Below are 26,409 nucleotides of genomic sequence, written 5' to 3' on the forward strand. Positions count from 1 at the left end.
CGACCGTTCCCACCGGGCCTTGTCGTCGGTGCATCTGGCCAGAAACGCCGGACCTGCGGTTCCAGTGGGGAGCGTTGCGGCCTTCGCTCGCCGCGTCAGGGTGCTCCGCGCCACAGTCCTGGGCGGCGGCTTCCCCCCATCCGCTTCCCCTCTTCGACGCTCAGGAGAGCAGCGGTTCCAGCGCCGACCCGCCGACCAGAATCCGCCATGCGGGCATCCGGACCGTACGAGCCACCGGCCCGGCCTTCGCCCCGGCACCGCCGGAGGGGAGTCCCACCAGCAGGTCGCCGCGCGCGTGGGTCAGCCGCAGATGCCGTGCGGGATCCTGGTCGTGCCGGGGGCCGGGATCGATCAGCACGGCCGTGTTCGCCCCGCCCGCTGTGAACAGCAGGTCCACGGTGTGTCCGCCGACGACCGCCGCACGCTCCAGATCGGTGATGCCGCAGGCGCCCAGGTAGTCCTGGAGCCGGTCGGCCAGATCTTCGCGGAACCCGGAGGCAGCCGTAGCCCTGACGGTTGTGTCCGGCTCTGACAACGCCCCCCTGCGCAGCACGGCCGACCGCTCCGCGAGCAGCGCGGGGAGTCCCGCCTGCCCCTGCCAGAAGGTGTGGCTGCCCACCGTGATCAGCTGCGACTTCGCTCGGGTGACGGCGACGTTCCACAGGTTGACCTGGCTAGCCACCCAGTGCGTCGTACGCGGCGGGGTGTTACTGGTCGCCACCGGGCTCAGCACCATGACGTCGCGCTGTCCTCCCTGGAAGGCATGCACAGTGCCCACCCGGACCCGGTCGTCGTCCGCCCAGACGCGAGCCAGTACCTCCTTCTGGGCCCGGAACGGAGTCACCACCCCGACCGTCGCGTGCTCGGGCAGCCGCAGCAGCAGCTCGTCCACCGTCTCCCGCACCCGCTGCGCCTCTGCCGCGTTGCGCCAGGACTGACCGCCGCCGCCCCGCGCGGACTCGCCCTGCGGTACGTCCACCCAGCCCAGCACCGGCGCCGGGTCGGCGTGGCCGACCGGATCGGCCGCCGGGATCTGGCTCCGGACATCGGTGAGCACCTGCAACTGGCCCGCGTAGCAGTAGCCGTTGACGATGTCCGCGATCGCCGGATGGCAGCGGTAGTGCTCGTCGAGCAGCAGCGCCTCCTCGCCGTGCTGTGCGGCCGCGTGGTACGAGGCGTACGCGTGGTAGGCGAGCCGATGGTCCTCCAGCTGCGCCGCGCTCAGTCCGGTCCGTACCCGCGCTTGCCGCTCCTGCTGCGCGGTGATGCCGGGAATGTGCCCGAGCTGCATGGGATCGCCGATGATCAGCGCCCGCTTGGCCCGGAACAGCAGGGGCAGGACCGACGGGATCGAGCACTGGCTCGCCTCGTCGATCACCACCAGGTCGAAGAGCTTCGGGACGAGCTCCAGTTGGCGTACCGAGTGCGTACTGATGGCCCACCCCCTGAGGTGCGTCATCAGGTTGCGCTGGCTCTTCTGGAAGCCTGACTTCTGGCGCAGCGCCTGGAGCCGCTGCCCCATGAGGGAGCGCCCCCGGACCATGGCCTCAGCCGCCAGGGTCCGAGCGAGCTCACCCGAAGCGTCCGACAATCCGGCGGCGCTCTCCAGCCGCGCTCGCTTCAGCTCTTCCTCGTCCCGGCCGAGGATCTGCGGGGCGAGCTCCCGCAGCGCACCCTCCACGGTCACGGCCTCGGCGAGGGCGATGAGGAGTTCGGGCGGCGCGGGTCGTGCGGAAGCCCAGGACGGCCAGGGGCAGGTCGGATCCGTACCGGACGCGGCGATGAACGCGGACAGCGCCCGCCCTCTGCGCCACGGGCCCAGGGCGAACCATCCCGCTCGGGCTGTCTTCCGGGCCCGTTCCTCCCAACGGGAGAGTGCGGCCATCCCGCCGTCGGCCCACGCGCCTTCGAGCAGTCCGACGGGCAGTTCCAACTCGGCCGCCTGACGGGCCCGCTCCCGCAACAGCTCCAGCAGGCGCATCTCGTCACCCACCAGCCGAGCTGCCTCCGCCCGGTGAGCGGTGGATCGGGCTTGGCGGTTGCGCAGGTCTCCGGCCACGGTCGCCGAACTCCGACCCGCGGCTTCGACCGGCACCGGCTGGGTGAGCAGACGTTCCAGTTTCGCGGCCTCGCGCTCCAACGCCGCGGCATTTCCGGTCCGCATCAAAAGCCCGGGCGAGATCGCGTCACAACGCTCGGCCACCACATCCACGGCCTCGTTGTTCGTGGATGCCACGAGTACGGTCTGGCCGGCGGCGACAGCGGTCGTGACCACGGCGGTCACGACCTCGCTCTTCCCCGTACCGGGCGGCCCGGTGGCGACGGTCAGCGGACGGGTCATCGCCGCCCGGATCACCAGCTCCTGGCTCTCGTTGCAGGGCCCGGGGGCGACGACGAACGCCGCTTCAGGGCCCGGGTCCTCGGCGCCACCACCCGTCAAGAGCGCGTCCAGCGCGGTGCCGGGGATCTGTGCGGTGCGCGTGGACATCTGGAGCAGGTTGTCCACCAGGGCCTCGGTGGCAATCCGCTCCACGCCCGAGGGCGCGAGGAGGACCGCGGCGTTGTGCGCACCAGGACGCAGCGAGTCCATCACGGACCGCTCGCTGAGCACCGACAGGTCGAGGGGCTCCAGCTCCGGAATGCCGAGCTCCGTGAGGAGTTCCCGCACGGCCCGCACCATCTGCGTGCCGTTGCCCTCCTGCCAGGTCGGCTGCCAGCGCGCGAGGAGGTCGGCGGCGTCGTCGTCCGCCAGCAGTTCCGTGATCAGCCCCGTGTGCAGGGCGGGGACCCCGTTCGGGCGAAGCCTGTCGCGGCCGTCCTCGTCGGGGGCGAGTTCCATGGGCTGGACCAGCAACGGTGCGATCCGCACGGCGGTGCGGCGTCGGCCGTCCCCGCCTCGCTCGGGGAGGGTGACGGCCGGATAGCCGTACCAGTACTCCTGGAGCCCGGAGCCATCGGCCCGGGGGCCCCTGCTCTTCGGTTTCGGCAGCTGGGAGGGAGCGGTGAGGGTTGGCCCGAGCCCGGACTGGATCGTCTCCGGTCCCTGGCCCAGAAGGAAGTACGCGGAGCCCCGCTTGCTGTCCCGGTCGGGCAGCATGCCCGACGCCGCCTGTGCGCCCAGGCAGTGCACGTAGTAGCGCAGGAGCTGCTGCCAGTCGATGCCGTTGCGGGCGTCGAGACCGGCGATCGCCCGGGCCTTCAGCAGCGCGGGAGACGCCTGGGCGGCGTCGCGGGGCGGGTCGGGGAGGTTCACGGACCGGGCCACGGAGCGTGCCAGCGGAAGCGAGTTCGTAGCCCGGATCGTGGACTTGGTCGGCCGCTGTTCCTGGGGAACTCCGTTGCGCACCATCTGCGCGGTCAGGTACTCGAACAGGTCGTCCGGCGTGATCCAGCCGCTGTCCTTGATCCGCCCTGAGCGCAGGCCCTCCACGATCTCGCCGGTGAACCGGGAGGTGCCGAGGGAAGAGCCGGCCGGAGCCATCGCCGAGGCGGCCTGGAGGGCGTCGGAGGCGGTGATGAAGTACACGCCGGTCGGCCGGAGGAGGGTGCTGGGTGCGGGCCGGGCGTTCGTGTCGCTCGCCCCCTTGGCGGTCCATCCCTGTACGACAGAACCACTGGAGCAGCAGTCCAGCAGCACGACCTTCGAGGAGGCCCGGCAGGACTGGAGCATCCGCTCCAGGAACTCGGCGGGCACCGCGGTGCCCGGGAGGTCGTCCGGGTCGGCGTCCCGGGTGAGGAAGTAGAGCTGGTTGTCGTCCTCGCAGAACTCGCCGTGGCCGCTGAAGTAGAGAAGTGCGGTCTCGTTGGACTGCCGCTCCTCCAGGAATGCCTCGATGGCGTGCAGCATCTCCGCGCGGGTCGGCTCGGCGACCATCGCGCAGTCGTTGTACATGCCGATCTCGGTGCTTTCCAGTACCGCCCGCATGTAGTGCAGGTCGGCCCGGACGGCGGGCAGATCGTGGTAGCGGTCGCTGTCGTACGTGGATACGCCGATGAGCATGGCGTACCGGTCGTTGTCACTCACTCCGCGGCCGGTCCGTCCGCGGGGTTGCCCTCCGAGCCACCGTTGAGGAACCGCTGGATCTGCTCGTCGTCGGCGCGGGCCTCCTTGCCGGAGATGCGCAGCGTCGCCCCGTCGGGCCGGGTGACGACGATGGTCCGCTGGGGCACGCGGGCCAGCCAGATCTGGATACCGGCGGCGACCATGGAACCGCCGCCGAACACCAGGCCGATCAGGTCGGCGACGGGCCCGCCCTTGTCGGTGTCCTGGGCCGCCTCAGGGCGGGGGATGTCGAGAGCGGCCTGTGGATCGGTGTCGGTGATCGCGGCGAGCAACTCGCGCGCCTCCCGCCGGGCGCGCAGCGGGTCATCGTCGACGATGGAGATGCGGTAGCCGGCCGGGCCCGCATGGCTGGTGCTCACGTTCACTGTCCCCCTGAATTCCCCGTGCGGCGGACACACGGACAGGCGAGGCTATCGGGGACGATGCGTGCGGATCTCGCATTTAGCCGAAAACCGCTCGTCAATGGCGTGAAACGCGCGGCTCCGCCCACACAGTTCCACCATCCCGGCCCCCAGGGAGGTGACTTCGGGGCGTACGCGGGCCCACGTTTCGGCTGATGGCCCTACGGTGTGGGGCGACAAAGCCGCCTCGGTGTCGAGGGGTTGGGGAGAGGACGGGCGTGCACGCTCAGGAAACCACGTTCAGCAAGCTGGTCCAGGGGGAGCAGCAGTTTCAGGTCCCGCTCTACCAGCGCACGTACAGCTGGCAGCGTGACGAGCTGCGGCAGTTGTGGGACGACGTACAGGAGCTGGTCGAGGACCGGCGGGAGGGGCGGCTCGGCTCGGGTCACTTCCTCGGTTCGGTCGTGCTGGCGCCCGAGCGCGTCGCCGCGGGTGGGATGCGGCGCTGGCTCGTCGTCGACGGTCAGCAGCGGATCACCACCCTGATGCTCGCGTTCACCGCCCTGCGGGACCACCACCGGGACCGGGGCTCGGTGAAGAAGGCCGCGCGGATCAATGACCTGATCCTGGTCAACACCCACCAGGACGGGCGAGACAGCTACCGTCTGCTGCCGACGCAGGCGGACCGCGAGGCGTACACCGCGTGCGTGGACAGCCTTCCGAAGGCCGGTGGCGCCGGAAACGTCGGCGCGGCCTACCGCTTCTTCGTGGCCGCTCTGGCCGAGGGAGCAGAGAGCGGGGGTGAGGCGTGGGCAGGGGCGGTCGAGTCCGTACTCGGCGACTGTCTCTCGATCGTTGCGATCACCGCCGCCGAGGGCGACAACGTCTACCGCATCTTCGAGTCCATCAACAACACCGGCGTCGGGCTCAGTCAGAGCGACCTGCTGCGCAACTATCTCTTCATGTGCCTGCCCACCAGGGGTGAGGACGTCTACCGCAAGCGCTGGCTTCCCATGCAGGAACTGCTCGGTCCGGCCCATCTGGAGTTGCTGGTCTGGCTCGACCTCGTGGTCGAAGGAAACAGCCGGGCCCGGCAGAGTGAGATCTACCGGGACCAGAAGAGGCGCCTCGAGCCATTGAGCGGGAACGAGGCGGCGCTGGAGGCCGAGATCGCCCGGTTCTCCCTGCGCGCCGACCGCCTCATGCGGATCCTGGAGCCCGATCGGGAGAACGACCCCCAGTTGCGGGCGGTGCTGGAACGGCTGTCCCGTTGGGGCGGACAGACCCACTACCCGCTGGCCCTGCACCTCCTCGACCTGGTGGACGACGACAGGGCCACGGCTTCGGAAGCGGCGGACGCCCTCGCTCACGCGGAGAGCTACATGGCGCGCCGCCTCTTCGCCGGGCTCTCCACAACGGGCAGCAACCGGGTGTTCATGGAACTCCCGAAGGAGCTGGACAAGGAGGGTTCCCCGGCAGAGGCCGTACGCCGGTTCCTCTCGCGTCCCCGTACCGGTGCCCGTGTATGGCCTGGCGACGACGCCGTCCGTGAAGCGATCCGCACCCGCCCGTTCTACACGACGGGCCGCGGCAATCAGCGCTTCCAGATCCTGCGCCGACTGGAGGAGAGCCACGGATCGAGCGAGCCCGTCGACTACGACAAGGCGCCGCTCACCGTGGAACACGTACTGCCCCAACGCCCGGCCCAGCAGTGGTTCGACCTGCTGGCGGAAGAAGCCGGGGACGGTGAGAGCCCCGAGGAGATCCACACCCTGTTGGTGCACACCCTGGGGAACCTCACTCTCTCCGGCGAGAACGCACGGCTCTCCAACCACCCGTTCCACCGGAAGCAGGAGCTGCTCGACTCCAGCGCCCTGCGGATGAACCAGAACATCGCCGCCCAGAAGCGCTGGGGCCGCACGGAGATCCTCGCGCGGGCAGATGAACTGGGCGACCACGCGGTGCGGTTGTGGCCCGGTCCGCTGGAAGGGATGGTGCACGCCGACGACGAGTGGGCGGGCTGGGGGGAGTTGCGGGAGATCCTGCTCGCCGTGCCGGCCGGGACATGGACGTCGTACGGTGAACTCGCCGCCCTGATCGGCACCAGTGCCATCGCCGTCGGCAACCACATGGCGGCCAGGACGGGCCTGCACTGCGCGTACCGTGTGCTGACCGCCGACGGCCGGATCGCGGGCGGGTTCCGGTGGACCGACGACCGGCACTCCGGGGATCCCAAGGCCGTCCTGCTGGTAGAGGGCGTGCCCTTCGACCAGAACGGTCGGGCCTCGAAGGCCCACCGGCTGAGCAGCACCGACCTGGCCGTTCTGGTGGGCAGGGAGATCCCGGAAGAGGTCGCCGCGTTCACGGCGTCGTCGCGGACGGGCGGCGACGAGGCCGCCGCCCGCTTCGGAATGCTGCTGCGAGAGAATCAGACGCCGGAGGTCGTCGAAGGCGTCGTGGCCGCGCTCCGATTCTGGGAGGAGCGGGGCGGTCACCAGGTCTACGGCAAGGCGAACGAGACCAGCTGCTTCCCGACTCTGGTCGTCGGCGGCCCGAACGCGCCCCGCACCCTGTGGCCGATCGGCGTCTACCCCGTGACGGGGACCGCGGAGGTGGTCTTCCAGTACCTCAAGCGGCGGCCGCCGTTCGACGACGAGTCACTGCGCCGCACCCTGATGGAGCGGTTCAACGCCATCGACGGCATCCACCTGGCCGAGGCCAAGCTGGATCTGCGCCCCTCCTTCCCGCTGGAGGTCTTCGCCGGCCACGTCGAGGAGATCTGTTCCGCACTGGAGTGGTTCATCCACGAGGTCGCGGTGGCAGAGGGGAGCGGCTTCTCCCTACCGCCTAGCCGTTGATGTCCAGGGCCGTTCCGTACAGCCGGTCCACCCGCAGCCGGATGACGATTCTGCGCTCGGCGACCAGCTGCTCGAGGAACGCGTCTTCGTCTGCCGGTTTCGCGGCCGCCGGGATCATCGCGAGCAACTCCCTCCCGACCGCGTCGCCGGGGACCGTCGTGATGTCGGAGACCTCCGCCGTGCCCTCCGCCACGGCGAACGACCAGACATCGCCGCCGGGGACGTGCAGCGCCGCAAGCGGGTTGTGCTGTACGTGCTTGACCTTGACGCGGTCGGCCGTGGTGGACAGGCGCACGACACGGGCCTCGGGGTCCCAGGTGTAGAGCATGGTGGTCAGGTGGGGGTGGCCGCTGCGCTTGACGGTGGCGAGTGTCCCGAACTGCTGCCCCGCCAACAGGGCGGAGAGGGCTTCGTCGGACAGGGAGCGGGGCGCTGCTACGGGAGTCATGCTGTGCTCAACTCCCGTGCTGGTCAACGAATTCCGCCGTAGGTGACCGGGTCGGGCGCCGGGGGAGCCCGGTTCCTTCTCCGGCCGGAGTGTCGTCAGTGGCGGATGCGGCGTCGTCTTCCGGGAAGAGCCGGACGCTCACCGTCGGGGTGCCCGTCAGTTCGACGCACGCCTCGTGCGGCGGCGAGCCGTCGGGGTCGACGGTGGCGAACAGCCCGGCCGACGTAGGGCGTGACGTCTGGTCCGCGCCGATGTCGTCCGTGACGGTCATCGCCAGGCGGAACTCTTCCACCCCCTTCGGTGCACATCGTACGTCTGCGGGGTGACGGGGCCTCGGGGATCTCCTTCCGCAGGAGGGTGCGCGGGGCGCGATGCGGATGATGGGATGAGAGGCCGATCGCTTCCGGAGGGGGAGGGCCCGCGATGAAAGCCGTGTCACACGCGGCCGTGTCACAGCAAGCCGCGCCGTCGAGGAGCACCGCGCCGTACATGGGCGTGCGGGTGACCTCGGTGGCGCTCGCGCTGCGCTGGGCCTCCGCGAGATGGCCGTTCGTCGAGGAAGAGGTGGGAGGGCTGCGGCCGCTGGTGCGGCCCGGGGCCGTCTGCCTCGACATCGGGGCCGAGTACGGGCTCTGCACCTGGGCCCTGTCCGTGCTGGCCGGGCCCTCGGGGGCGGTGCACAGCGTGGAGCCGCTCCCCGGGCCGGCGCGCTGGCTGCGTACCACCGCCTCGGCGCTCGGCTGCGGCAACGTCACCGTGCACCGCACCGCTCTCGGCGAGCGGGCGCAGGACGGCACCATGAGCCTGCCCCGGCGCAGGCTGCTCCCGGTGCACGGGCGGGCGTACCTCACCCAGGGCGCCTCGGGGCCCGGGCCCAACTCCGAGTTCGCCCGGTCCCGCCCGGTGGCCACCCCGGTGCGGACCGTGGACGGGCTGTGCGGGCACCTCGGGCTGGAGCGGGTCGATTTCATCAAGGCCGACGTCGAGGGGGCCGAGGCCGCCGTGCTCTCCGGGGCGCGCCGCACCCTGGAGCGCCACCGGCCGACCCTGCTGCTGGAGATCGAGGACCGGCACCTGGAGAAGTACGACGTCCGGGCGGCCGGGATCGTGAGCGCGCTGGCGGCCCTCGGCTACACCATGCACCGCCGGCGCGACGGAGCGTGGGTGCGGGTGACCGAGGTCACGGACGAGTTCCGCAATTACCTGTTCACAGCGCGTCCGATCGTCTCCGGTTGAAGGATCCTGGACTGTCATGGGCTCCACTCTTGTCATCACCAACGACTTCCCGCCGCGCCAGGGGGGCATCGAAACCTTCGTGCACGCCATGGCCACCCGGGTCCCCGGCGACGACGTCGTCGTCTACACCTCGCACGAGCCGGGCGACACGGCGTACGACGCCACGCTCCCCTTCCCCGTCGTCCGCGACAGCAGCGGCATGCTGCTGCCGACCGGCCGGGTCACGAAGAAGGCCGTCGAGATAGCCCGGGCCCACGGCTGCGACCGGGTCTGGTTCGGCGCGGCCGCGCCGCTGGCCATGATGGCCCCGGCCCTGCGCGAGAACGGCGTACGGCGCATCGTCGCCACCACCCACGGCCACGAGATCTGGTGGGCCCGGCTGCCCGGCGCCCGCCGGATGATGCGCCGGATCGGGGACGGCGTGGACGTCGTCACCTACCTCGGCGAGTACACCCGGTCCCGGATCGCACCGGCCCTCGGGCCGTCGGCCGAACTGAGCCGCCTGGTGCCCGCCGTCGACGCGGACGTCTACCGGCCCGACCCCGACGCGGGCGCGGCGCTGCGCGCCGAACTGGGGCTGGAGGGCAAGCGGGTCATCCTGTGCGTGGCCCGGCTGGTGCCGCGCAAGGGTCAGGACAAGCTGATCGAGGCGATGCCGCTGATCCGCGAGCGGGTGCCCGACGCGGTGCTGCTGGTGGTCGGCCAGGGGCCGCACGAGGCCCGGCTGCGCAAGCTGGCCCGCCGCCACGGCGAGGACGCGGTGCGTTTCGTGGGCGGCAAGACCCACCGGGAGACCCCGCGTTACTACGCGGCGGCCGATGTCTTCGCGATGCCGTGCCGGACCCGTAAGGGCGGGCTGGAGGCCGAGGGGCTCGGCATCGTCTTCCTGGAGGCCGCGGCGAGCGGGCTGCCGGTCGTCGTGGGCAACTCCGGCGGAGCCCCCGACACCGTGGTCGACGGTACGACCGGACGCGTCGTGGACGGCAACGACACCGGGGTCATAGCGGCCGAGCTGACCCGGCTGCTGCTGGACGCCGACCGGGCCGCCGAGATGGGCGCGGCGGGCCGCGAGTGGGCGCGGGAGTCCTGGTCCTGGGACGCGCAGGCCCGCCACCTGACCGACCTGCTCGACCCGTCCCGCACGCCGGCCCCGGCCCCGGACGCCCGTACCGCCTGAGCCGAGCCGCCTCCCGCCGTTTCCTCGTGCCGCGTCAGGCAGTGTTCGCCCCGTCGCACTAGCCCTCGATCCAGCCGTGGCCCTGGGCCACCTGGAGGAAGCGGTTGCGGATCTGGACGATCTGGGTGCCGGTCAGGGTGGGCGCCGACTCCAGGAGCACCTCGGTCACTTCGCGGAGGTACTGGGCGCGGCTCAGCGCGTCGCACAGGGTGTCGTCGCTCTGGGCGGGCCGCGCGGCGGAGTTCCCGCCGGTGTTCCCGGCGGCCGCGGGCGGGGTCACCGGGCTCCCGTCGGGGTTCGTGGCCAGCCGGACCGAGGACGCCTTCAGGCCGCGGTCCCCGTCCTCCACCTCGAATTCGAGCGCGGTGCCGGAGCGCACGTAGGACTCCGGGATCAACATGTCGTTCACATGGAGGAAGACGTCCTCCCCGCCGTCCTCCGGAGCGATGAACCCGTAACCCCGGGTACCGTCGAACCGGATCACACGACCAGAAACCACGCCAACCCCCAATGAACATCGGGCACCTGGGCCCGGACAACACCACGAGCCTCACCTTAGTACGGGGCGGAGCCCCGGCGGGTGGTCCCGGTGAGCCCGCCCGTCAGCTCCCCGCCCGCGCCCGTGCCACCGGGTGCAGTGCGGCGTACTCCAGCGGCGCCGACGGGTCCACCGAGACGTCCAGCGGGGCCGGTTCGGCGCCCGCCCGCACCAACAGGTCCCCGACTGCGGCGATCATCGCGCCGTTGTCGGTGCACAGGCCCCTCGGCGGGACCCGCAGGGTGATCCCGGCCGACCGGCAGCGGGCCTCGGCGAGCGCCCGGACCCGGGAGTTGGCCGCGACCCCGCCGACCACCACGAGGGTGCCCACCCCGTGCGCGCGGCAGGCCGCGACCGCCTTGCGGGTCAGTACGTCGGCCACCGCCTCCTGGAGCGAGGCCGCCCCGTCGGCGACCGGGATCGGCTCGCCGAGGGCGCGGTGGCGTTCCGCCCAGCGGGCGGCGGCCGTCTTGAGCCCGGAGAAGGAGAAGGCGTACGGGTCGTCGCGCGGCCCGGTCAGCGGCCGGGGGAAGGCCACCGCGCCGGGATCGCCCTCCCGCGCGGCCCGGTCGATGGCGGGCCCGCCGGGGTAGGGCAGGCCGAAGACCCGGGCCGCCTTGTCGAAGCACTCGCCCGCCGCGTCGTCCACCGTGTCGCCCAGGTGCAGGATCGGATCGCGCGCCAGGTCCCGGACGAGCAGCAGCGAGGTGTGCCCGCCGGAGACGATCAGCACCATGCAGGGGTCCGGCAGCGGCCCGTGCTCCAGGGTGTCGGCCGCGACGTGGCCGGCCAGGTGGTGGACGCCGTACAGCGGCACGCCCAGCGCGTACGCGAGCGTCTTCGCCCCCGCGAGCCCGACCTGGAGGGCTCCGGCGAGTCCCGGTCCGGTGGTGACCGCGACCGCGCCGATGTCGCTCCGGGTCAGCCCGGCCCCGGCGAGGGCCCGGCGCACCACCGGGGTGAAGGACTGGAGGTGCGCGCGGGCCGCGATCTCCGGCACCACCCCGCCGAACAGGGCGTGTTCGTCCATGCTGGAGGCGACGGCGTGGCCGAGCAGCCTGCCGTCGCGGACCAGCCCGGCGCCCGTCTCGTCGCAGGACGACTCGATCCCGAGGACCACCGGAGAGCCCACGCGGCACCCTTTCGTAGCAGCGGCCCAGGGGACGGCAGCTTATTGCGAGTAATGTGCAACGAGGTTACGGCACGGCCGCCCGCCGCCCGCCGCCCGCCTCACACCGGCCACCACCCGCCGCCCGCCTCACACCGGCAGGCCCCTCGGCTCCTTGACCCGCTTCATGATGATCTGCGAGTTGACCTCGGTGATCCCGGTCAGCGCGGTGAGCTGCTCGATCCACAGCCGCTCGTACGCCCGCAGGTCGGCGACCGCGATCCGCAGCAGGCAGCCGGGGCTGCCGAAGAGGCGGTACGCCTCGATCACGTCCGGAATGTCCTGGAGGGCGGACTCGAAGGCCTCCACCGACTCCCGGTCGCGGCGCACCTCCACCGAGACCAGTACCTCGAAAGCGCGCCCCACGGCCTCCGGGTCGATCACCGCGCGGTACCCCTGGATCACCCCGTCCTGCTCCAGCTGGCGCACCCGGCGCATGCAGGGGGAGGGGGTGAGGCCCACGCGCTGGGCGAGTTCCTGGTTGCTGAGCCTGCCGTCGTTCTGAAGCTCACGCAGGATTTCCCGATCAATGGCGTCCATGGCGCAATTATCCACCCCGTCGTGTAACGGCTGGGGCTGAAATGGCAATCGCATTGCGCGTAGATGTTTCTATGATTGCGGCATACGAATACACGTACGGGGGCTATGTGGGGAAAGGCAGGAAGCCGTGGGACGGATCGTCGTCATCAGCACCGGCGGAACGATAGCGAGCCGCTGGCAGGGTTCGGGATTCGCGGCCGACGCGGACGGGCGAGAGGTCATGGCCACCGCGCCGCTGCCCGAAGGCATCACCGTCGAGATCGTGGACCTGTTCAGCGTGAACAGCCCCCGGCTCACCACCGCCCACCAGCTCACCCTCCTGCGCACGGTGCACGAGGTGCTCGCCGACCCCGGCGTGCGGGGCGTGGTCGTCACCCACGGCACGGATACCCTCGAAGAGTCCGCGTTCCTCGTCGACCTGCACCACCACGACCCGCGCACGGTCGTCTTCACCGGCTCGCAGCTCCCCATGGGCGCCGAGGACGGCGACGGCCCCGGCAACCTCTACGACGCCCTGCTCACCGCCGCCACCACGCGCGGGCTCGGCGTGCTGATCGCCTTCGCCGGCCGCGTCCACGCCGCCCGCGGGACGATCAAGACCCAGACGCTGACCGCAGACGCCTTCGCGGACCCCTCGGGCGAGCCCCTCGGCAAGGTCGGCTTCGGGAAGATCACCGTGCTGCGCCACCCGGTGCGCGCCGAACCGCTCGCGCTGCCCGCGATGCCGGAGCTGCCGCCCCGCGTGGACATGGTCATGCACCACTGCGACGCCGACCCGGTGCTGCTCGACGCGGCCGTCGCCGCCGGGGCCCAGGGAGTGGTCCTGGTCGCCACGGGCGCGGGCAACGCCACCCCCGAGATCGTCGAAGCGGTCCGCGCCGCCACCGCGCGCGGGGTGCTGGTCGCCCTGACCACCCGGGTCGCGGCCGGACCGGTCGCCGAGATCTACACGCACGGCGGGGCCGTGGACCTGGTCGCCGCCGGGGCCGTCCCGACCGGCACCCTGCGCGCCGGGCAGGCCCGGATCGCGGTCCTCGCCGCGCTGCTGGCCGACGGTGACCCGGCCGAGCGGGTCCGGATCCTGCGCCGGGCGCTCTCCCCGGCGGGCCCCGTCCTGGTCGGCGCCTGAGGCTCCCGACCCGCCGGGCGCCCCGCATCGGGGCGCCCGGCCGCTCAGACCTCGGGCCGCCCGAAAGCGGCCAGCAGCTGGTCCGCCGCCGAGGTGGCCGTCACCGCGCCCGCCCGTACGTCCGCCTCCAGGCCCGGCGCCAGCGCCCGTACCGCCGGGTCCGCGCGCAGTCGGCCCAGCAGCTCGTCCCGGACCATCGACCAGGTCCACTCCACCTGCTGCGCCGCCCGCTTCGCGGTCAGCCGCCCGTCCGCCTCCAGCACCCTGCGGTGCTGCTCCAGCCGTTCCCACACCTCGTCCAGGCCCACCGACTCGCGGGCGCTGCAGGTCAGGACTGGCGGGGTCCAGGCCGCGTCCACCGGGTGCATCAGCCGCAGCGCACCGGCCAGTTCCCGGGCGGCCGCGCGCGCGTCCCGCTCGTGCGGCCCGTCCGCCTTGTTCACGGCGAGTACGTCCGCCAGTTCCAGGACGCCCTTCTTGATGCCCTGGAGCTGGTCGCCCGTACGTGCCAGGGACAGCAGCAGGAACGAGTCGACCATCCCGGCCACGGCGGTCTCGGACTGGCCGACGCCGACGGTCTCCACGAGCACCACGTCGTAGCCCGCGGCCTCCATGACGATCATCGACTCGCGGGTCGCCTTCGCGACCCCGCCCAGGGTGCCCGCCGAGGGTGAGGGCCGTACGAAGGCCGCCGGATCCACCGCCAGCCGCTCCATCCGGGTCTTGTCGCCCAGGATCGACCCGCCCGTCCGGGTGGACGACGGGTCGACGGCCAGCACCGCCACCCGGTGCCCGAGCCCGGTCAGCATGGTGCCGAAGGCGTCGATGAACGTCGACTTCCCCACGCCCGGGACCCCGCTGATCCCGATCCGGCGCGCGCCGCCCGCGTGCGGCAGCAACTCCGCCAACAGCCGCTGCGCCAGGGCGCGGTGATCGGCGCGGGTGGACTCGACGAGGGTGATGGCGCGCGCGATGAACGCGCGCCTCCCGTCGAGCACGCCCTTGGCGTAGGCGTCGATGTCGATCTTCGGGGGCATCGGGTGACCGCCCCGCCTACAGCTCGTGGCCGAGTTCGGCGGCCAGCCGCGTCACCAGGTCGTGCGCCGCGTCCGGGATGACCGTGCCGGGCGGGAACACCGCGGCGGCGCCCATCTCCAGCAGCGTCGGCACGTCCGCGGGCGGGATTACCCCGCCCACCACGATCATGATGTCCTCGCGGCCTTCCAGGGCGAGCTGCTCGCGCAGCGCCGGTACGAGCGTCAGGTGCCCGGCGGCCAGCGAGGACACGCCCACCACGTGGACGTCCGCCTCGACGGCCTGGCGGGCCACTTCCTCCGGGGTCTGGAACAGCGGGCCGACGTCCACGTCGAAGCCCAGGTCGGCGAAGGCGGTCGCGATCACCTTCTGGCCGCGGTCGTGCCCGTCCTGGCCCATCTTGGCCACCAGGATGCGCGGACGACGGCCCTCCGCCTCCTCGAACCGGTCCACCAGCGCGCGGGTGCGCTCGACCGACGGGGACTCGCCTGCTTCGTTGCGGTACACACCCGAGATCGTACGGATCTGGCTCGCGTGCCGCCCGTAGACCTTCTCCAGCGCGTCCGAGATCTCGCCCACGGTCGCCTTCGCACGCGCCGCGTCCACGGCCAGCTTGAGGAGGTTCCCCTCCAGCCCGGAACCGGCGCCGCGCTCGGCGGCGTTCGTCAGCGCCCGCAGACAGTCCTGCGTCACCGCCTCGTCGCGCTCCTCGCGCAGCCGTCGCAGCTTGGCGATCTGCTGGGTGCGCACCGAGGAGTTGTCGACCTTGTGCACGTCGATCAGCTCGTCGGTCTCCACCCGGTACTTGTTCACCCCGATCACCGGCTGGCGCCCGGAGTCGATCCGGGCCTGCGTGCGGGCCGCGGCCTCCTCCACCCGGAGCTTCGGGATGCCCGCGTCGATGGCCTGCGCCATGCCGCCCGCCGCCTCGACCTCCTCGATGTGCTGCCACGCCCGGCGCGCCAGGTCGTAGGTCAGCTTCTCGACGTACGCGCTGCCGCCCCACGGGTCGATCACCCGGCAGGTCCCCGACTCCTGCTGGAGCAGCAGCTGGGTGTTGCGCGCGATGCGGGCCGAGAAGTCGGTCGGCAGCGCGAGCGCCTCGTCGAGGGCGTTGGTGTGCAGCGACTGGGTGTGCCCCTGGGTCGCCGCCATCGCCTCCACGCAGGTACGCGTCACGTTGTTGAAGACGTCCTGCGCCGTCAGCGACCAGCCCGAGGTCTGCGAATGGGTGCGCAGCGAAAGGGACTTGGCGTTCTTCGGGTCGAACTGCTTGACCAGGCGCGCCCACAGCAGCCGGGCGGCCCGCAGCTTGGCGACCTCCATGAAGAAGTTCATGCCGATCGCCCAGAAGAAGGACAGCCGCGGCGCGAAGGCGTCCACGTCCATCCCGGCGCCCAGCCCGGCCCGCAGGTACTCCACCCCGTCGGCCAGGGTGTACGCCAGCTCCAGGTCGGCGGTCGCCCCCGCCTCCTGGATGTGGTAGCCGGAGATCGAGATCGAGTTGTACCGCGGCATCTTCTGCGAGGTGAAGGAGAAGATGTCGGAGATGATCCGCATCGACGGCTTCGGCGGATAGATATAGGTGTTGCGGACCATGAACTCTTTGAGGATGTCGTTCTGGATGGTCCCCGCGAGCTTGTCGGGGGAGACCCCCTGCTCCTCCGCCGCCACGATGTACAGCGCCAGCACGGGCAGCACCGCGCCGTTCATCGTCATCGACACCGACATCTTGTCCAGCGGGATCCCGTCGAACAGCTGGCGCATGTCGTAGATCGAGTCGATCGCCACGCCCGCCATGCCGACGTCGCCCGTCACCCGGGGGTGGTCGCTGTCGTAACCGCGGTGCGTCGGCAGGTCGAAGGCCACCGACAGGCCCTTCTGGCCGGCCGCCAGATTGCGCCGGTAGAAGGCGTTCGACTCCTCGGCCGTGGAGAACCCCGCGTACTGCCGGATCGTCCAGGGCTGGTTCACGTACATCGTCGGGTAGGGGCCGCGCAGGTACGGGGCCACGCCCGGGTACGTCGCCAGGAAGTCCAGACCCTCCAGGTCCCGCCCGGTGTACAGCGGCTTGACGCCGATGCCCTCCGGGGTCTCCCACAGCAGGTCGTCGGTGGCGGAGCCGGTGGACTCCTTCACCGCCGCCCGCCACTGCTCCTCGGACCCGGCGGGAGCGGTCCCGCCGAGCGCCAGCTCGGAGAAATCGGGGATGCTCACGAGGTCACTCCCATCCGGTCGAGTACGGAGGACAGCACGGCGACCGCGTCGCAGCCGGCGAAGACGTACTCGTCCACGGCGCCCTCGCAGGTGCCCGGGCGGCCCGCGAGGAACACGGTCCGGGCGCCCGCGGCGCGCAGCTCGGCCGCCACCGCCCCGGCCCGCTCCTCGTACAGCGTGTCACTGGAGCACAGCACGGCCATGCCGTCCGCGCCGCTCGCCGTGTAGGCGGCGGCCGCCGACGACTCGTCCACGGACACCGGATCGTGGACCGCCTCGATGCCGCCCGCCTGGAACAGGTTGGCCGCGAAGGAGGCCCGCGCGGTGTGCGCCGCGGCCGGACCCAGCGCCGCCAGGAAGATCCGCGGCCGGGTCCCGGTCGCCGCGAGGTGCGCGTCGGAGCGGGCGCGCAGCGCCTCGAAGGCCTCGTCGCGCCGGACCCGGGGCAGGCCGCCGGCGGGCGCGGCGGGCGCGCTCTCGCGGACCACCGGCTTCTCGGACAGCAGCGGGAACTCGCTGACCCCGGTGATCGGTTCGCGGCGCGTGGCCAGCCTCTCGGACCGCGCGGACCAGGTGGCGGCCAGCCGCTCGGCGACCAGGCCGGAGCGCAGGGCGGCGGCCTGGCCGCCCGCCTTCTCGATGACCTGGAAGAACTCCCAGGCCGCCTGGGCGAGTTCCTCGGTGAGCCGCTCCACGTACCAGGAGCCGCCCGCCGGGTCGATCACCCGGGCGAGGTGCGATTCCTCCAGCAGGATGGTGGAGGTGTTGCGGGCGATCCGGCGCGCGAAGGCGTCCGGCAGTCCGAGGTCGTGGTCGAAGGGGAGCACGGTGACCGCGTCCGCCCCGCCCACCCCGGCGCCCAGGCAGGCCACCGTGGTGCGCAGCATGTTCACCCACGGGTCGCGCCGGGTCATCATCACCGGCGAGGTCACCGCGTGCTGGCGCTGGGCGCCCGCTCCGGGCACCCCGCAGGCCTCGGCGACCCTGGCCCACAGGCGGCGCGCGGCGCGCAGCTTGGCGATGCCGAGGAACTGGTCGGCGGTGGCGGCGTAACGGAACTCCAGCTGCCCGAAGGCCGCTTCGGCGCTGAGGCCCGCCCCGGTCAGTGCCCGCAGGTAGGCCACGCCGGTGGCCAGGGACAGCCCCAGCTCCTGCCCGGCCGAGCCGCCCGCCTCGTGGTAGGGCAGGGCGTCCACGGTCAGGGCGCGCAGCCCGGGCCAGTCCGCCGAGGCCTCCCGGGCCAGTTCCACCGCGCCGGCGACGTCCACCGCCTCACCGGTACGGGCCTCGTGGCCCAGGGGATCGGCGCCGAGGGTGCCGCGCGCCTCCAGCGGGGACACCCCGCGCTCGGCGTAGAGCCGCAGCAACTCCCGCGCCGCGGCGCCGAATTCGGCGCCGGCGTCCAGGGTGATCGGGGCGAGGTCCAGATAGACCCCGTCCAGCGCGCGGGCCAGTCCCGACACCGGTACGCCGCCCCGGCCGACGGTCAGCCACAGCGAGGTGACCCCGTTCTCCAGGTCGGCGAGCACGGCCTCGTTGAGGAGCGCCGGGTCGGTGTGGGTGAGCCGCTGGCGTACGTCCCAACCGGCGGCGGCGGTCCCCTCGGCCCGGCCCCCGCGCAGGAAGGGCGCGAACCCGGGCAGGCCGATGGCATCGGCGTCCGCGGAGCCCCCGGAAGCGGGCGCGGTGTAGAGCGGGCGCGTACTGAGCCCGTCCTCGAGCGTGGTGGACAACGCGTTCTCAGCTGCCTCGCCGGATACTTCCTTGCCCGACTTGCGCAGCACGCCCTCTACCAGGCGCTGCCACTGCTCATGCGTCGCGTCAGGGAATTCGGCGGCCAGGGAAAGCCCGTCATCAGGCAGGACCGTCATGGCTCGAATGCTAGGGGGGCCGCTCAATCGAGACCATAACCACCGTGTGTGATCTCCCCCTCTCGGAACCGGGCCGGACCGCTCCCCGGCGACGCTCAGGACAGACCGGCGGGATCCCGGAACAGCGGGCCGAGCAGCACCGTCGCCGCGGCCTGGGGGAGTACGGCGGGACCCGCGTGCGGGGCCACGAGCCGCCCGGGCCCCGCGCAGCCCGGGGACAGCTCCGCCGCCGCGTCGCGGATTTCATCCAGATAGCCCTCGTGCAGGACGCTCGCCAGCTCGGTGATCACCATGACGGCCGGGTTGAACACGTCGAAGAGCAGCGCGGCCGCCCTCCCGACCGCCCGGGCCCGCTCCCGCAGCAGCCGGTCCGCGCGCGGATCGCCGGTGGCGGCCGCGTCCACCAGCAGCGGCACGGACGGCTCCGGCACGATCCCCCGGCGCACGGCCTCGGCGCCGAGCGCCGTGTCGGAGGCGGCGGCCTTGCAGGCAGCCGGTCCGGCCGCACGGGCAGCGCACGGCCGACCCCGGTACCGGGAGGTGGGCCACGTCCCCGGCCGCCGCCCCCGGGCCCTGGTGGACGGCGCCCACGATGGCGAAGGCCGCGTCCACGACATTGCCGATGAAGAGGTGCACCAGGCTGCGCCGGGCCCCGGGGTGGCCGAAGAGGATCTCGGCGTGGCCGACGGCCCGCGCGTGGTTGTCCACCCGGACCGGCACCCCCAGCGCCTCGTGCAGCGCGGCCCCGAGCGCCACGTCCCGCCAGCCGAGCGCCTCGTGCCGTACGACGAGCCCCGCGTCCGGGCGGACCCAGCCGCCCAGCGCCGCGCCCACCCCGAGCAGCGGCCGCCCGGCGGTGGAGTCGGCCAGGAACCGGCTCAGCTCGGCGGCGATCCGGGCGGTGAGCCGGTCCGGGGCCAGGCCCTCCTCGTGCGGCCAGGTGCGTCGGGCCAGCACCCGGCCGCGCAGGTCGACCAGCCCGAGGATGGAGGCCCGTACCCCGATCTGCAGGGCCCCGGCCACCGGCCCGCCCGCGGCCCCGGTGTGCAGGTCCAGCGGGATGCGCGGGCGGCCCGCGGCGGTGGTGGGCCCGGCCGGGGGAGCGGGGACCTCGCGCAGCAGCCCGCGCCGCAGCAGCCCGGTGGTCTGCCGGGACACGGCGGCCGGGCTCAGCCCGCACAGACCGGAGACGGCGCTGCGCGCGACCGGCCCGTGGTCGAGGACGGTCCGGAGCACGGCCGCCGCGTTGGCGGCCGCCCGGCTGTCGCCCGCCCTGCGCGGCGCGGTCGGCGCGGGCGGCACGGGGGGCACGCGGTCTCCTCGGGGGCGGGGGTGTGCCACCGATCATGCCGGAGGCGCGCGCCGCCGGGTGCGGGCGCCCGGGAACGGGGGAGCCGCGGTGCGTACGAGGGGGAGCAGCGGTGCGTGCGAGGGGGAGCTGTGGCGCGTAGGCGTGGCGGCCACGTTGCGGGGCTATGAAAATCCAGCAGGGTCGATCATGCGCCACGGGTCGGCCCCAAGGCCGTCCGGTGACCGGGGAAAGTACAGGTCAGACCGTGCGCGCTGGGCGGCGTACCGAGGGCGTGATGGCTGGTTTCGGGTGCTGCGCCGGGGGGTTGACCGGCGGCGGGGGCGCTGACAGGCTCCGAGCCATGACCGCGACTGTTCGATTCCGTCCGCGGCTCCACACCCCCGGCGCGTGTACCGCGCCGGGCGGGTGTCCGGCCCGCTGTCCGGCCCCTTCCCGGGGCTGACCACCCCCTCCGCGTCCGCGTTCCGCGGTGCCCGTGCGTTGCCCGCACCGGCCCGCGCACCGCGCCCGTCGTGGTCCGTACGGCCCGGCGCCCCGCTCGTCCGTCCCCCGTACCCCCGTGCCCCCGTGCCCGTACGGCGTCCCCCCGGCTCCGCGCCGGGCCGGCGCCGTACCCCTCCCGCAGCCGCGTCGCTTCCGTGCGCCTTCCGCGCCGGCCGGATCCAGCGCCGCGCCTCCTCGCCCGTCCGTTCGCCCGTCCCGCCCCGCTCGACGCCTCTATTTCTTCCGCTGCGGAAAGAATCCCAGGAGACTCCCATGGCCACCGCCACCCGCACCGACATCACGGTCACCAGGATCGGCGGCCGGATCGGCGGCCGGATCGGCGCCGAGATCGGCGCCGTCCGCCTCGGCGGCGACCTCTCCGCCGAGACCGTCGCCCAGATCCGCGCCGCGCTCCTCACCCACAAGGTGGTCTTCTTCCGCGGCCAGGACCACCTCGACGAAGCCGCCCACGAGGCCTTCGCCCAGCTGCTCGGCACCCCCGTCGCCCATCCCACCGTCCCCTCGGCGGACGGCTTCAACATCATGGCCCCGGTCCTGCCCACCGGACTGGCCGACTTCGTCGACCACGTCGTCCCGATCCTCCAGCGCCGCGGCCTCTTCCGCACCGAGTACACCGGCCGCACCCTGCGCGAGCACTACGGCCTGCCGCGCCCGGTCAGCCGCTACGCCGCCGCCCGGGAGAGCGTGTGACCGGAGCAACGGGAGTGACCGAAGCGACGGGAGCGACGGGAGTGACCGAGGCGACGGGAGTGATCAAAGCGACGGGAGCGGTCTAGGGGGCCATGGCGTGTCTTCTCACACAGGCCCCGGGTCCCGCCCGGGTGGTGTCCGCCGGACGCCACCCGGGCGCAGTCGCGTGCTCCGGCTCAGACGGTCAGGACGATCTCGCCGCGGGTGCGGCCCGTCGCGCTGAGCTCCCAGGCCTTCGCCGCTTCGGCGAGCGGGAGGGCGTGCTCCACGTTCACGACGAGCTTCCCGCTGTCCGCCAGTTCGGCCAGCGCGGTCAGGTCGGCGGTGTCGGGACGCGCCCCCAGCTGGTGCGCGCCCTTGGCCGCGGCCTCGTAGTCCGCGATGGAGACCACCCGGTCGTGCTGCTTGACCAGGCCCTGGAGCAGTTCGACCGCCCCGTCCCCGTAGAAGTCGAGCCCGGCGTCGATGCCTTCGGGCGCCAGCTCGCGGATCCGCTCGGCCAGTCCTTCGCCGTACGGCACCGGTTCGGCGCCCAGCGAGCGCGGGTAGTCGTGGTGGTGCGCCCCGGCGGTGCCGATGACCCGCGCCCCGACCGCGACCGCGATCTGCTCATCCCAACTGCCCCCGGACGAAGGCTGTTCCGGGCCGGGCGGGGCAGATCAAGCCATTCAGGCGGGCAGGCTGTTGCGGTGGGAGAGCCTGCGCGCGGTGCTGAGCAGGGCCTGGATCTGGGCCCCGGACTGCTCCACGTCGTCCAGTGGCGAGGGGAAGGGCAGGCGTACGTCGCGGTGCGCGCCGCGCTCTTCGAGGCGCAGGGTGATGCCGTACCGGTCCATGGCGAGCGGTAGCGCGCGCACCACCCCGGCGGTGGGCAGCGGGTGGACCAGGCGCAGGAGCAGGGTGACCAGTTCCGTGTGCTCGTCCAGGAGGTGGGTGAGCATGCCCGCCTCGTACGGGGCGAGCGGGTCGGGGGAGGCCTCGTCGAGCTCCCGGAGGCCGATGTACGAGCGTCCCTCGTCCGTTTCCAGGACCGCCCGGCCGAATTCCACACAGGTGCTCGCGCCGTCGGCGCCGTCGGCGTAGGGGGTGAGCAGCCGGCCGAGCACGGTGACCCGGGCCCGTACCCGGTCGCGCACCGGGGTCGGCGCGACGTCGGTGAACTCCAGCCGGATCGCGGGGCGGCCGTCGTCCAGCGGGGACCGGCCGTCCAGGGGGTAGCCGGCGGCGGGATCGGCCGGGTGGAGGTGCAGCCGGCCCAGTACGTCGGCGCCGTCCAGGTGGCGGACCTCGGTGCGCACCCCGTCGGCGACCACCGTCATGGAGTGGGCGGCGGCCAGGATCGACCGGACCCGCTCGGCGTCACCGGGCCGGGCGTGCGGCGCGGACGGCGCGGGGGTGTCGGACGCGGCTGGATTCGCGGGGTCTCCGGACATGCGCATGCGGGTGCTCTCCATCGCCGAGGTGGTTAGGTATGCCTAACCTAATGTATCTCGGTGTCGCTGAGTACCCGGCGCGCCAGCCGGTCCAGGGTGCGCGCGATGCGCTCGGGTCCGAGCCCCAGCGTGTGCCGCTGGTGCTGGTACACCTCGGGCGCCAGCGGGCTGAGCAGGATGTCCACACTGCTCTCCGGGTCCTCCATCCCCGCGTCCGCGAGCAGGGTCCGTACGTGCGCGCGCCAGTGGCTGTACGCGGCTCCGGTGAACCGGGCCGGGCCGTGCTCGGCGCCCAGTGCGAGCGGAAGGTGACGCTCCAGGAGATCGACGGCGGCGGCGTAGAAGGCGGACAGCCGCTCCGCCGCGGGCGCGCCCGGCCCGAGCGGCGGGGGGCCGTAGGCCAGCTTTCCCCGCAGGATGCGCTCGTGTTCGTCCAACAGGGCGACGGCGATCGACCGCGGATCGGGGAAGCGCCGGTAGAGCGTGGCGCGGCCGACCCCGGCCGCTTTGGCGATCCGGTCCATCGTCACCGCACGCGGATCGTGCTCGGCGAACAGCTGCTCGGCCGCGGCCAGTATCTGCTCGTGGTTGCGTAACGCGTCGGCGCGCCTGCCGAGCTGGGGCGCGGAGCCCGTCCCGACCGGTAGCTCACAGACCGCGGGGGCCTCGTCGCGATGCGTCATGGCGGCGACCTTACGTGCTTCGTGTCGCTGTTGGGCTGAACGGGTGAAACGCGAGAGGATGGGGAGATGCACAAGAAGCGTCTGGCCAAGGCGGCCTGGTGAGCAGGTACGACGTCACCGATGAACAGTGGGAGGGTCTCGCGCAGGTGGTACCCCTGCGCAGCCGCAACGAGTGGCCGTCCAGAGTGGACCACCGCACCATCCCCACGGCCCCCGGAGCCGCGGCGGCGCAGCGCCGGTTCGTGGTGATCCGGGTGCAGATCTTCGCGGACGCGCGAGAGGTGGCCGAGTACCTCATCGCCCAGATTCCGGTGCTGCTCGACCTCACGGGCGCCGACAGCGAAGTGGCCAAGCGGATCCTGGACTTCAGCAGCGGTGTGGTCTTCGGTCTGGGCAGCGGCATGCACCGGGTCGACCGCAACGTCTTCCTGCTGGCACCGGTGGGCACCGAGGTGGAGGGGATCGCGGCGGCGGCCGTCCCCCGATCGTAGGAAGGTCGGCCTGAGGTAACGGTTCAGCGGAGCCGGGGGTGCCCGGGTGGCCCGTAGCGTCCGGGCATGGACGCCACGTTGGACACCGCCCGCAGCGGCCCCGCCGCCGCTTTACCCCTGCCTGCCCAGATGTCGCGCGCCGGACACGGGGCCGCGGCCGGGACCCGCGCCGCAGCCCCGGCGGGAGCCCGCTCGGCCGCAGCCGCAGCCGCAGTCGCAGCCGTGGCGGCCGGGGCCGCCCGGCACGCCCGGCCCGTCGTCACCGAACTGCGGCTCTCCGCCTTCGCCTCGCACCGCGGGGCGGTCTTCCCGATGACCACCGCGGTGACCCTCTTCGCGGGGCCCAGCGGCAGCGGCAAGTCGCACGCCCTGGGCGCGTACGAGGCACTGGCCCGGCTCGGTTCCGGTGCCACCCTCGACGAGGTCTTCCCGGATCCCGTGGGCCTCGTACCGGAAGGGGCGCTCCCCGATCCGGAGCGGCGCCGCGGATTCCGGATCGGCTGCACGGTCGACGGGCCCGTCGGCCCGGTCCGCCTCGACCTCGCCGTGCAGGCCGAACCCGCCCTGCGGGTCGTCGGTGAGCGGCTCACCGCGGGGGACCAGATCCTCCTCAGCACCGCGCTGCGCGACCCCGGGCGGCGCTCGGTCCAGGCCGCCTGGCTGACCGGCGGTTCCACGGGCGTCACGCGGGCCCCCTTCCCCGACGACCGGCTCGGCACGGCGCTGCTGCCGCTGCGGGTCGCGGGCAGCACGGAGGGGCAGCGCAGGGTGCTCGCCGCCGCCGAACAGGTCGTGGTCGCGCTGCGTTCGGTGTTCCCCTGCGACCCCGAACCCGCCGCGATGCGCGGCCCCGTACCGCCCGGCCCGGGCCGGTTGCTCGGCGACTGCGGCAACCTGGCCGACGTACTGCGCCGGACCCGCCAGGAATGCGGCACCCGGCACGCGCTGCTGGTCGCGGCGGCGCGGGCCGGGTGCGCGGGCCCGGTCGAGGGGTTCGGGGAGCGTACGGAGGCCGACGGGCGGGTGCTGGCCGCCCTGGACCGGGGCGGCCGTCCGGCCACCGAACTGGGCAGGCTCGGCGCGGGGGAACTGCGCTTCCTCGCCCTGGCGCTGGTCCTGCTGACCGGCCCCGGCGTACTGGCCATGGACCCGGCCGCCGAACTGCTGCCCGCGCAGCAGGCGCTGACCGTCCTCGCCGACGGTTTCGACCGGGGCCTGGACCGCCGCCAGCGCGCCGAACTCATGCGGCTGGCACTGCTCGCGTGCGGCCGGGGCCACATCCGGCTGGTGGCGGCGGTCGGCGAGGAGGGCGCCGCGGCCGCCCGGGAGCTGCCGGGGGTGTCGGTGGTAGACCTGACCCCATGAACGAGACCCCGTCCCGTCCCTCGGAGCCGACCGCGCGGCCGACCGCCGAACCGACCGCCGAACCGGACCCGGCGACGGACGCGCGGCTGGCGCTGCTCCAGCGGCGGCTGGCCGCGTTCGCGGCGGCGCGCGACTGGCAGCCCTTCCACACACCGAAGAACCTCGCGGTGGCGCTCAGCGTGGAGGCGTCCGAACTGGTCGAGATCTTCCAGTGGCTGACGCCGGAACAGTCGGCGCGCGTCATGGAAGAGCCGAAGACCGCACACCGTGTGACCGATGAGGTCGCCGATGTACTGGCGTACCTGCTGCAGTTCTGTGAGGTTCTCGGGGTGGATGTGCTCGATGCGCTGGCCGCGAAGATCGACCGGAACGAACTCCGCTTCCCCGTGAAGTCCGGTTCGGACGCAGAATGTCACTCTTCGGAGTGATGGCGCTGTCCACAACCATGTTTGTGTCCACAGATTTCCGAATACCCCTGGCTTTACTGGCCCGTTGCCCTCACGCTGGGTAGTGGTGAAGAACAGAGTGTCGTGCGGACGGGGGACGGCATATGGATGCGGTACGGCTCATCGCGGCCGGCCGACACGCTCTGGCGCAGAGCGGGGCGGCGATGGACATCGTGGGCGAGGCCTGGCAGGCCCAGGCGCTCGCGCAGGGGATGGGCGGCTGGCTGGCGGTCACGGGGCCGCCGGAGCTGAGGGCGGAGGCACGGGGACTGGGGGAGGCGGGGACCAGAGGCTGCGGGGTGATCGACCGGGCCGCGGTGCGCGGCGAGGGCCGGATGCCCGACTATCCGCCACGGGCGGCCCAGCTGACCGAAGTGGCGGACGTCCGCCAGGGGTTACTGGGGTTGCAGGCGCTGCTGGGTGACGTGGGCATAGCCCTGGTCGGCGTGGCCTGTGCCACGGACGACGAAGGTCTGTACTGGCAGTGCATGGAGTCGATCGACGCGGCGGACGAGACGAGCGACCGGGTGCGGGCGATCCTGCGCCGGATGACGGTGCGCGAGCGGGGTTCCGCCTCTGGCGTCGTCTGAGCCGGGCAAGGTCCCGCCGGACAGGGGCGGCGGGACCGGCGTGATGGGTGGCGCCGAGGGGGACCCGCGCGGCGGGCCCTGTTCAGCGGCCCCGTTCAGCGGGCCCCGAAAAGGTGTTCGCTCCCGGGGGCGCGGCCTGGAGTCGTGGTGGCGCCGGTGGAGCGGCCCGCGGAGGACTGGAGGTCGGCGTCGAGGTCGCAGAGGTCGGCGTTCAGCGCCGCCATCAGCTCTTCCATCTGCTGCAGAAGACCCTTCGGCGCGCCGCCGCTCCGAG

At 72.9% G+C, this 26,409-nt stretch carries 25 protein-coding genes; 9 read left to right on the forward strand and 16 right to left on the reverse strand.

The genetic code is table 11. The annotated features are described in order from the left end of the window. Positions 1 to 160: 160 nt before the first annotated feature. Positions 161 to 4,024: a caspase, EACC1-associated type gene (locus tag QMF80_RS04840; RefSeq protein WP_283449769.1), complete on the reverse strand. Its 3,864-nt coding sequence runs from the start codon at positions 4,022 to 4,024 to the stop codon at positions 161 to 163. Further along, entirely contained in the window at positions 4,021 to 4,422 is a 402-nt protein-coding gene (locus QMF80_RS04845; protein WP_283449771.1) for an effector-associated constant component EACC1, read from the reverse strand. Before QMF80_RS04845 ends, QMF80_RS04840 begins: the two co-directional genes overlap by 4 nt. A 260-nt stretch (positions 4,423 to 4,682) precedes the next feature. On the opposite strand from QMF80_RS04845, the gene QMF80_RS04850 reads away from it, so the two are divergent. Further along, the gene (locus QMF80_RS04850; protein ID WP_283449773.1) at positions 4,683 to 7,262 is read left to right on the forward strand and encodes a GmrSD restriction endonuclease domain-containing protein; all 2,580 of its coding nucleotides are present in this window, start codon (positions 4,683 to 4,685) and stop codon (positions 7,260 to 7,262) included. Here QMF80_RS04850 and QMF80_RS04855 read toward each other — a convergent pair. After that, positions 7,252 to 7,710 (reverse strand): TIGR03618 family F420-dependent PPOX class oxidoreductase, encoded by a 459-nt coding sequence (locus QMF80_RS04855; protein WP_283449775.1) that lies wholly within the window; start codon positions 7,708 to 7,710, stop codon positions 7,252 to 7,254. The two genes, QMF80_RS04850 and QMF80_RS04855, sit on opposite strands and share 11 nt — an antisense overlap. 7 nt (positions 7,711 to 7,717) lie before the next feature. Further along, entirely contained in the window at positions 7,718 to 8,002 is a 285-nt protein-coding gene (locus QMF80_RS38230; protein WP_502962769.1) for a hypothetical protein, read from the reverse strand. A 131-nt stretch (positions 8,003 to 8,133) separates the two neighbouring features. On the opposite strand from QMF80_RS38230, the gene QMF80_RS04865 reads away from it, so the two are divergent. Beyond that, positions 8,134 to 8,946, forward strand: coding sequence for an FkbM family methyltransferase (locus QMF80_RS04865; protein WP_283449777.1), 813 nt, complete (start codon positions 8,134 to 8,136; stop codon positions 8,944 to 8,946). Positions 8,947 to 8,962: 16 nt separating this feature from the next. Beyond that, positions 8,963 to 10,123, forward strand: a complete 1,161-nt coding sequence (locus QMF80_RS04870) for a glycosyltransferase family 4 protein (protein WP_283449779.1) — start codon at positions 8,963 to 8,965, stop codon at positions 10,121 to 10,123. A 58-nt stretch (positions 10,124 to 10,181) separates the two neighbouring features. On the opposite strand, the gene QMF80_RS04875 is transcribed toward QMF80_RS04870, so the two are convergent. The 3 genes from QMF80_RS04875 to QMF80_RS04885 form a co-directional block, all read right to left on the reverse strand. Next, positions 10,182 to 10,622: a cold-shock protein gene (locus tag QMF80_RS04875; RefSeq protein WP_283449781.1), complete on the reverse strand. Its 441-nt coding sequence runs from the start codon at positions 10,620 to 10,622 to the stop codon at positions 10,182 to 10,184. A 103-nt stretch (positions 10,623 to 10,725) separates the two neighbouring features. Next, the gene (gene tsaD, locus QMF80_RS04880; RefSeq protein ID WP_283449783.1) at positions 10,726 to 11,793 is read right to left on the reverse strand and encodes a tRNA (adenosine(37)-N6)-threonylcarbamoyltransferase complex transferase subunit TsaD; all 1,068 of its coding nucleotides are present in this window, start codon (positions 11,791 to 11,793) and stop codon (positions 10,726 to 10,728) included. 126 nt (positions 11,794 to 11,919) lie between these two features. Then, positions 11,920 to 12,369 carry an Lrp/AsnC family transcriptional regulator gene (locus tag QMF80_RS04885; protein ID WP_283449785.1) on the reverse strand — a complete coding sequence of 150 codons (450 nt, stop codon included), beginning with the start codon at positions 12,367 to 12,369 and terminating at the stop codon, positions 11,920 to 11,922. 127 nt (positions 12,370 to 12,496) lie between these two features. Between QMF80_RS04885 and QMF80_RS04890 the strand changes: the two genes are divergently transcribed. After that, positions 12,497 to 13,498: an asparaginase gene (locus QMF80_RS04890; protein ID WP_283449786.1), complete on the forward strand. Its 1,002-nt coding sequence runs from the start codon at positions 12,497 to 12,499 to the stop codon at positions 13,496 to 13,498. Positions 13,499 to 13,542: 44 nt separating this feature from the next. Here QMF80_RS04890 and meaB read toward each other — a convergent pair whose 3' ends face one another. The 5 genes from meaB to QMF80_RS04910 form a co-directional block, all read right to left on the reverse strand. Further along, the gene (meaB, locus tag QMF80_RS04895) at positions 13,543 to 14,535 is read right to left on the reverse strand and encodes a methylmalonyl Co-A mutase-associated GTPase MeaB (RefSeq protein WP_283449789.1); all 993 of its coding nucleotides are present in this window, start codon (positions 14,533 to 14,535) and stop codon (positions 13,543 to 13,545) included. Between the two features lie 16 nt (positions 14,536 to 14,551). Continuing rightward, positions 14,552 to 16,750, reverse strand: a complete 2,199-nt coding sequence (gene scpA / locus QMF80_RS04900; RefSeq protein ID WP_283449790.1) for a methylmalonyl-CoA mutase — start codon at positions 16,748 to 16,750, stop codon at positions 14,552 to 14,554. Continuing rightward, positions 16,747 to 18,621, reverse strand: a complete 1,875-nt coding sequence (locus tag QMF80_RS04905) for a methylmalonyl-CoA mutase subunit beta (protein WP_283449792.1) — start codon at positions 18,619 to 18,621, stop codon at positions 16,747 to 16,749. The genes scpA and QMF80_RS04905 overlap by 4 nt, the downstream gene beginning before the upstream one ends. Before the next feature lie 95 nt (positions 18,622 to 18,716). Continuing rightward, a complete protein-coding gene (locus QMF80_RS37995; RefSeq protein WP_349372176.1) occupies positions 18,717 to 18,914 on the reverse strand; it encodes a hypothetical protein in 198 nt (65 codons plus the stop codon). Beyond that, complete coding sequence (locus QMF80_RS04910; RefSeq protein ID WP_349372177.1) at positions 18,865 to 19,932, reverse strand: ROK family protein; 1,068 nt, start codon at positions 19,930 to 19,932, stop codon at positions 18,865 to 18,867. The genes QMF80_RS37995 and QMF80_RS04910 overlap by 50 nt, the downstream gene beginning before the upstream one ends. Positions 19,933 to 20,689: 757 nt before the next feature. Here QMF80_RS04910 and QMF80_RS04915 point away from each other — a divergent pair. Next, positions 20,690 to 21,127, forward strand: a complete 438-nt coding sequence (locus tag QMF80_RS04915) for a TauD/TfdA dioxygenase family protein (RefSeq protein WP_283449794.1) — start codon at positions 20,690 to 20,692, stop codon at positions 21,125 to 21,127. 176 nt (positions 21,128 to 21,303) lie between these two features. Here QMF80_RS04915 and QMF80_RS04920 read toward each other — a convergent pair whose 3' ends face one another. From QMF80_RS04920 to QMF80_RS04930, 3 genes are all read right to left on the reverse strand, one after another. Beyond that, positions 21,304 to 21,732: a zinc-binding dehydrogenase gene (locus tag QMF80_RS04920; protein WP_349372182.1), complete on the reverse strand. Its 429-nt coding sequence runs from the start codon at positions 21,730 to 21,732 to the stop codon at positions 21,304 to 21,306. A gap of 63 nt (positions 21,733 to 21,795) precedes the next feature. Next, entirely contained in the window at positions 21,796 to 22,566 is a 771-nt protein-coding gene (locus tag QMF80_RS04925; protein ID WP_283449796.1) for a DUF2470 domain-containing protein, read from the reverse strand. A 41-nt stretch (positions 22,567 to 22,607) separates the two neighbouring features. Continuing rightward, positions 22,608 to 23,243, reverse strand: a complete 636-nt coding sequence (locus tag QMF80_RS04930) for a TetR/AcrR family transcriptional regulator (RefSeq protein ID WP_283449797.1) — start codon at positions 23,241 to 23,243, stop codon at positions 22,608 to 22,610. A 98-nt stretch (positions 23,244 to 23,341) separates the two neighbouring features. Between QMF80_RS04930 and QMF80_RS04935 the strand changes: the two genes are divergently transcribed. The 4 genes from QMF80_RS04935 to QMF80_RS04950 all read left to right on the forward strand — a co-directional run bounded on the left by QMF80_RS04935 (position 23,342) and on the right by QMF80_RS04950 (position 26,135). Beyond that, positions 23,342 to 23,734: a cell division protein SepF gene (locus tag QMF80_RS04935; RefSeq protein ID WP_283449799.1), complete on the forward strand. Its 393-nt coding sequence runs from the start codon at positions 23,342 to 23,344 to the stop codon at positions 23,732 to 23,734. A 66-nt stretch (positions 23,735 to 23,800) separates the two neighbouring features. Beyond that, entirely contained in the window at positions 23,801 to 25,099 is a 1,299-nt protein-coding gene (locus QMF80_RS04940) for an AAA family ATPase (RefSeq protein ID WP_283449800.1), read from the forward strand. Further along, entirely contained in the window at positions 25,096 to 25,527 is a 432-nt protein-coding gene (locus QMF80_RS04945; RefSeq protein ID WP_283449802.1) for a nucleotide pyrophosphohydrolase, read from the forward strand. Before QMF80_RS04940 ends, QMF80_RS04945 begins: the two co-directional genes overlap by 4 nt. A gap of 122 nt (positions 25,528 to 25,649) precedes the next feature. Continuing rightward, positions 25,650 to 26,135: a DUF6099 family protein gene (locus QMF80_RS04950; protein ID WP_283449804.1), complete on the forward strand. Its 486-nt coding sequence runs from the start codon at positions 25,650 to 25,652 to the stop codon at positions 26,133 to 26,135. Between the two features lie 95 nt (positions 26,136 to 26,230). Here QMF80_RS04950 and QMF80_RS04955 read toward each other — a convergent pair whose 3' ends face one another. Next, entirely contained in the window at positions 26,231 to 26,371 is a 141-nt protein-coding gene (locus QMF80_RS04955) for a hypothetical protein (RefSeq protein ID WP_283450061.1), read from the reverse strand. Between the last annotated feature and the right edge of the window lie 38 nt (positions 26,372 to 26,409).

The sequence above is a fragment of the Streptomyces sp. G-G2 genome (assembly GCF_030063135.1).
GTDB lineage: Bacteria > Actinomycetota > Actinomycetes > Streptomycetales > Streptomycetaceae > Streptomyces.

Excerpts from the sequence above, each read along its gene's own strand:
- QMF80_RS04855 (WP_283449775.1), bottom strand. The coding sequence starts at position 7,710 with ATGACTCCCGTAGCAGCGCCCCGCTCCCTGTCCGACGAAGCCCTCTCC.
- QMF80_RS04865 (WP_283449777.1), top strand. The coding sequence starts at position 8,134 with ATGAAAGCCGTGTCACACGCGGCCGTGTCACAGCAAGCCGCGCCGTCG.
- QMF80_RS04870 (WP_283449779.1), top strand. The coding sequence starts at position 8,963 with ATGGGCTCCACTCTTGTCATCACCAACGACTTCCCGCCGCGCCAGGGG.
- QMF80_RS04885 (WP_283449785.1), bottom strand. The coding sequence starts at position 12,369 with ATGGACGCCATTGATCGGGAAATCCTGCGTGAGCTTCAGAACGACGGC.
- meaB (WP_283449789.1), bottom strand. The coding sequence starts at position 14,535 with ATGCCCCCGAAGATCGACATCGACGCCTACGCCAAGGGCGTGCTCGAC.
- QMF80_RS04905 (WP_283449792.1), bottom strand. The coding sequence starts at position 18,621 with ATGACGGTCCTGCCTGATGACGGGCTTTCCCTGGCCGCCGAATTCCCT.
- QMF80_RS37995 (WP_349372176.1), bottom strand. The coding sequence starts at position 18,914 with ATGGTGATCACCGAGCTGGCGAGCGTCCTGCACGAGGGCTATCTGGAT.
- QMF80_RS04915 (WP_283449794.1), top strand. The coding sequence starts at position 20,690 with ATGGCCACCGCCACCCGCACCGACATCACGGTCACCAGGATCGGCGGC.
- QMF80_RS04925 (WP_283449796.1), bottom strand. The coding sequence starts at position 22,566 with ATGCGCATGTCCGGAGACCCCGCGAATCCAGCCGCGTCCGACACCCCC.
- QMF80_RS04930 (WP_283449797.1), bottom strand. The coding sequence starts at position 23,243 with ATGACGCATCGCGACGAGGCCCCCGCGGTCTGTGAGCTACCGGTCGGG.
- QMF80_RS04940 (WP_283449800.1), top strand. The coding sequence starts at position 23,801 with ATGGACGCCACGTTGGACACCGCCCGCAGCGGCCCCGCCGCCGCTTTA.
- QMF80_RS04945 (WP_283449802.1), top strand. The coding sequence starts at position 25,096 with ATGAACGAGACCCCGTCCCGTCCCTCGGAGCCGACCGCGCGGCCGACC.
- QMF80_RS04950 (WP_283449804.1), top strand. The coding sequence starts at position 25,650 with ATGGATGCGGTACGGCTCATCGCGGCCGGCCGACACGCTCTGGCGCAG.
- QMF80_RS04955 (WP_283450061.1), bottom strand. The coding sequence starts at position 26,371 with ATGGAAGAGCTGATGGCGGCGCTGAACGCCGACCTCTGCGACCTCGAC.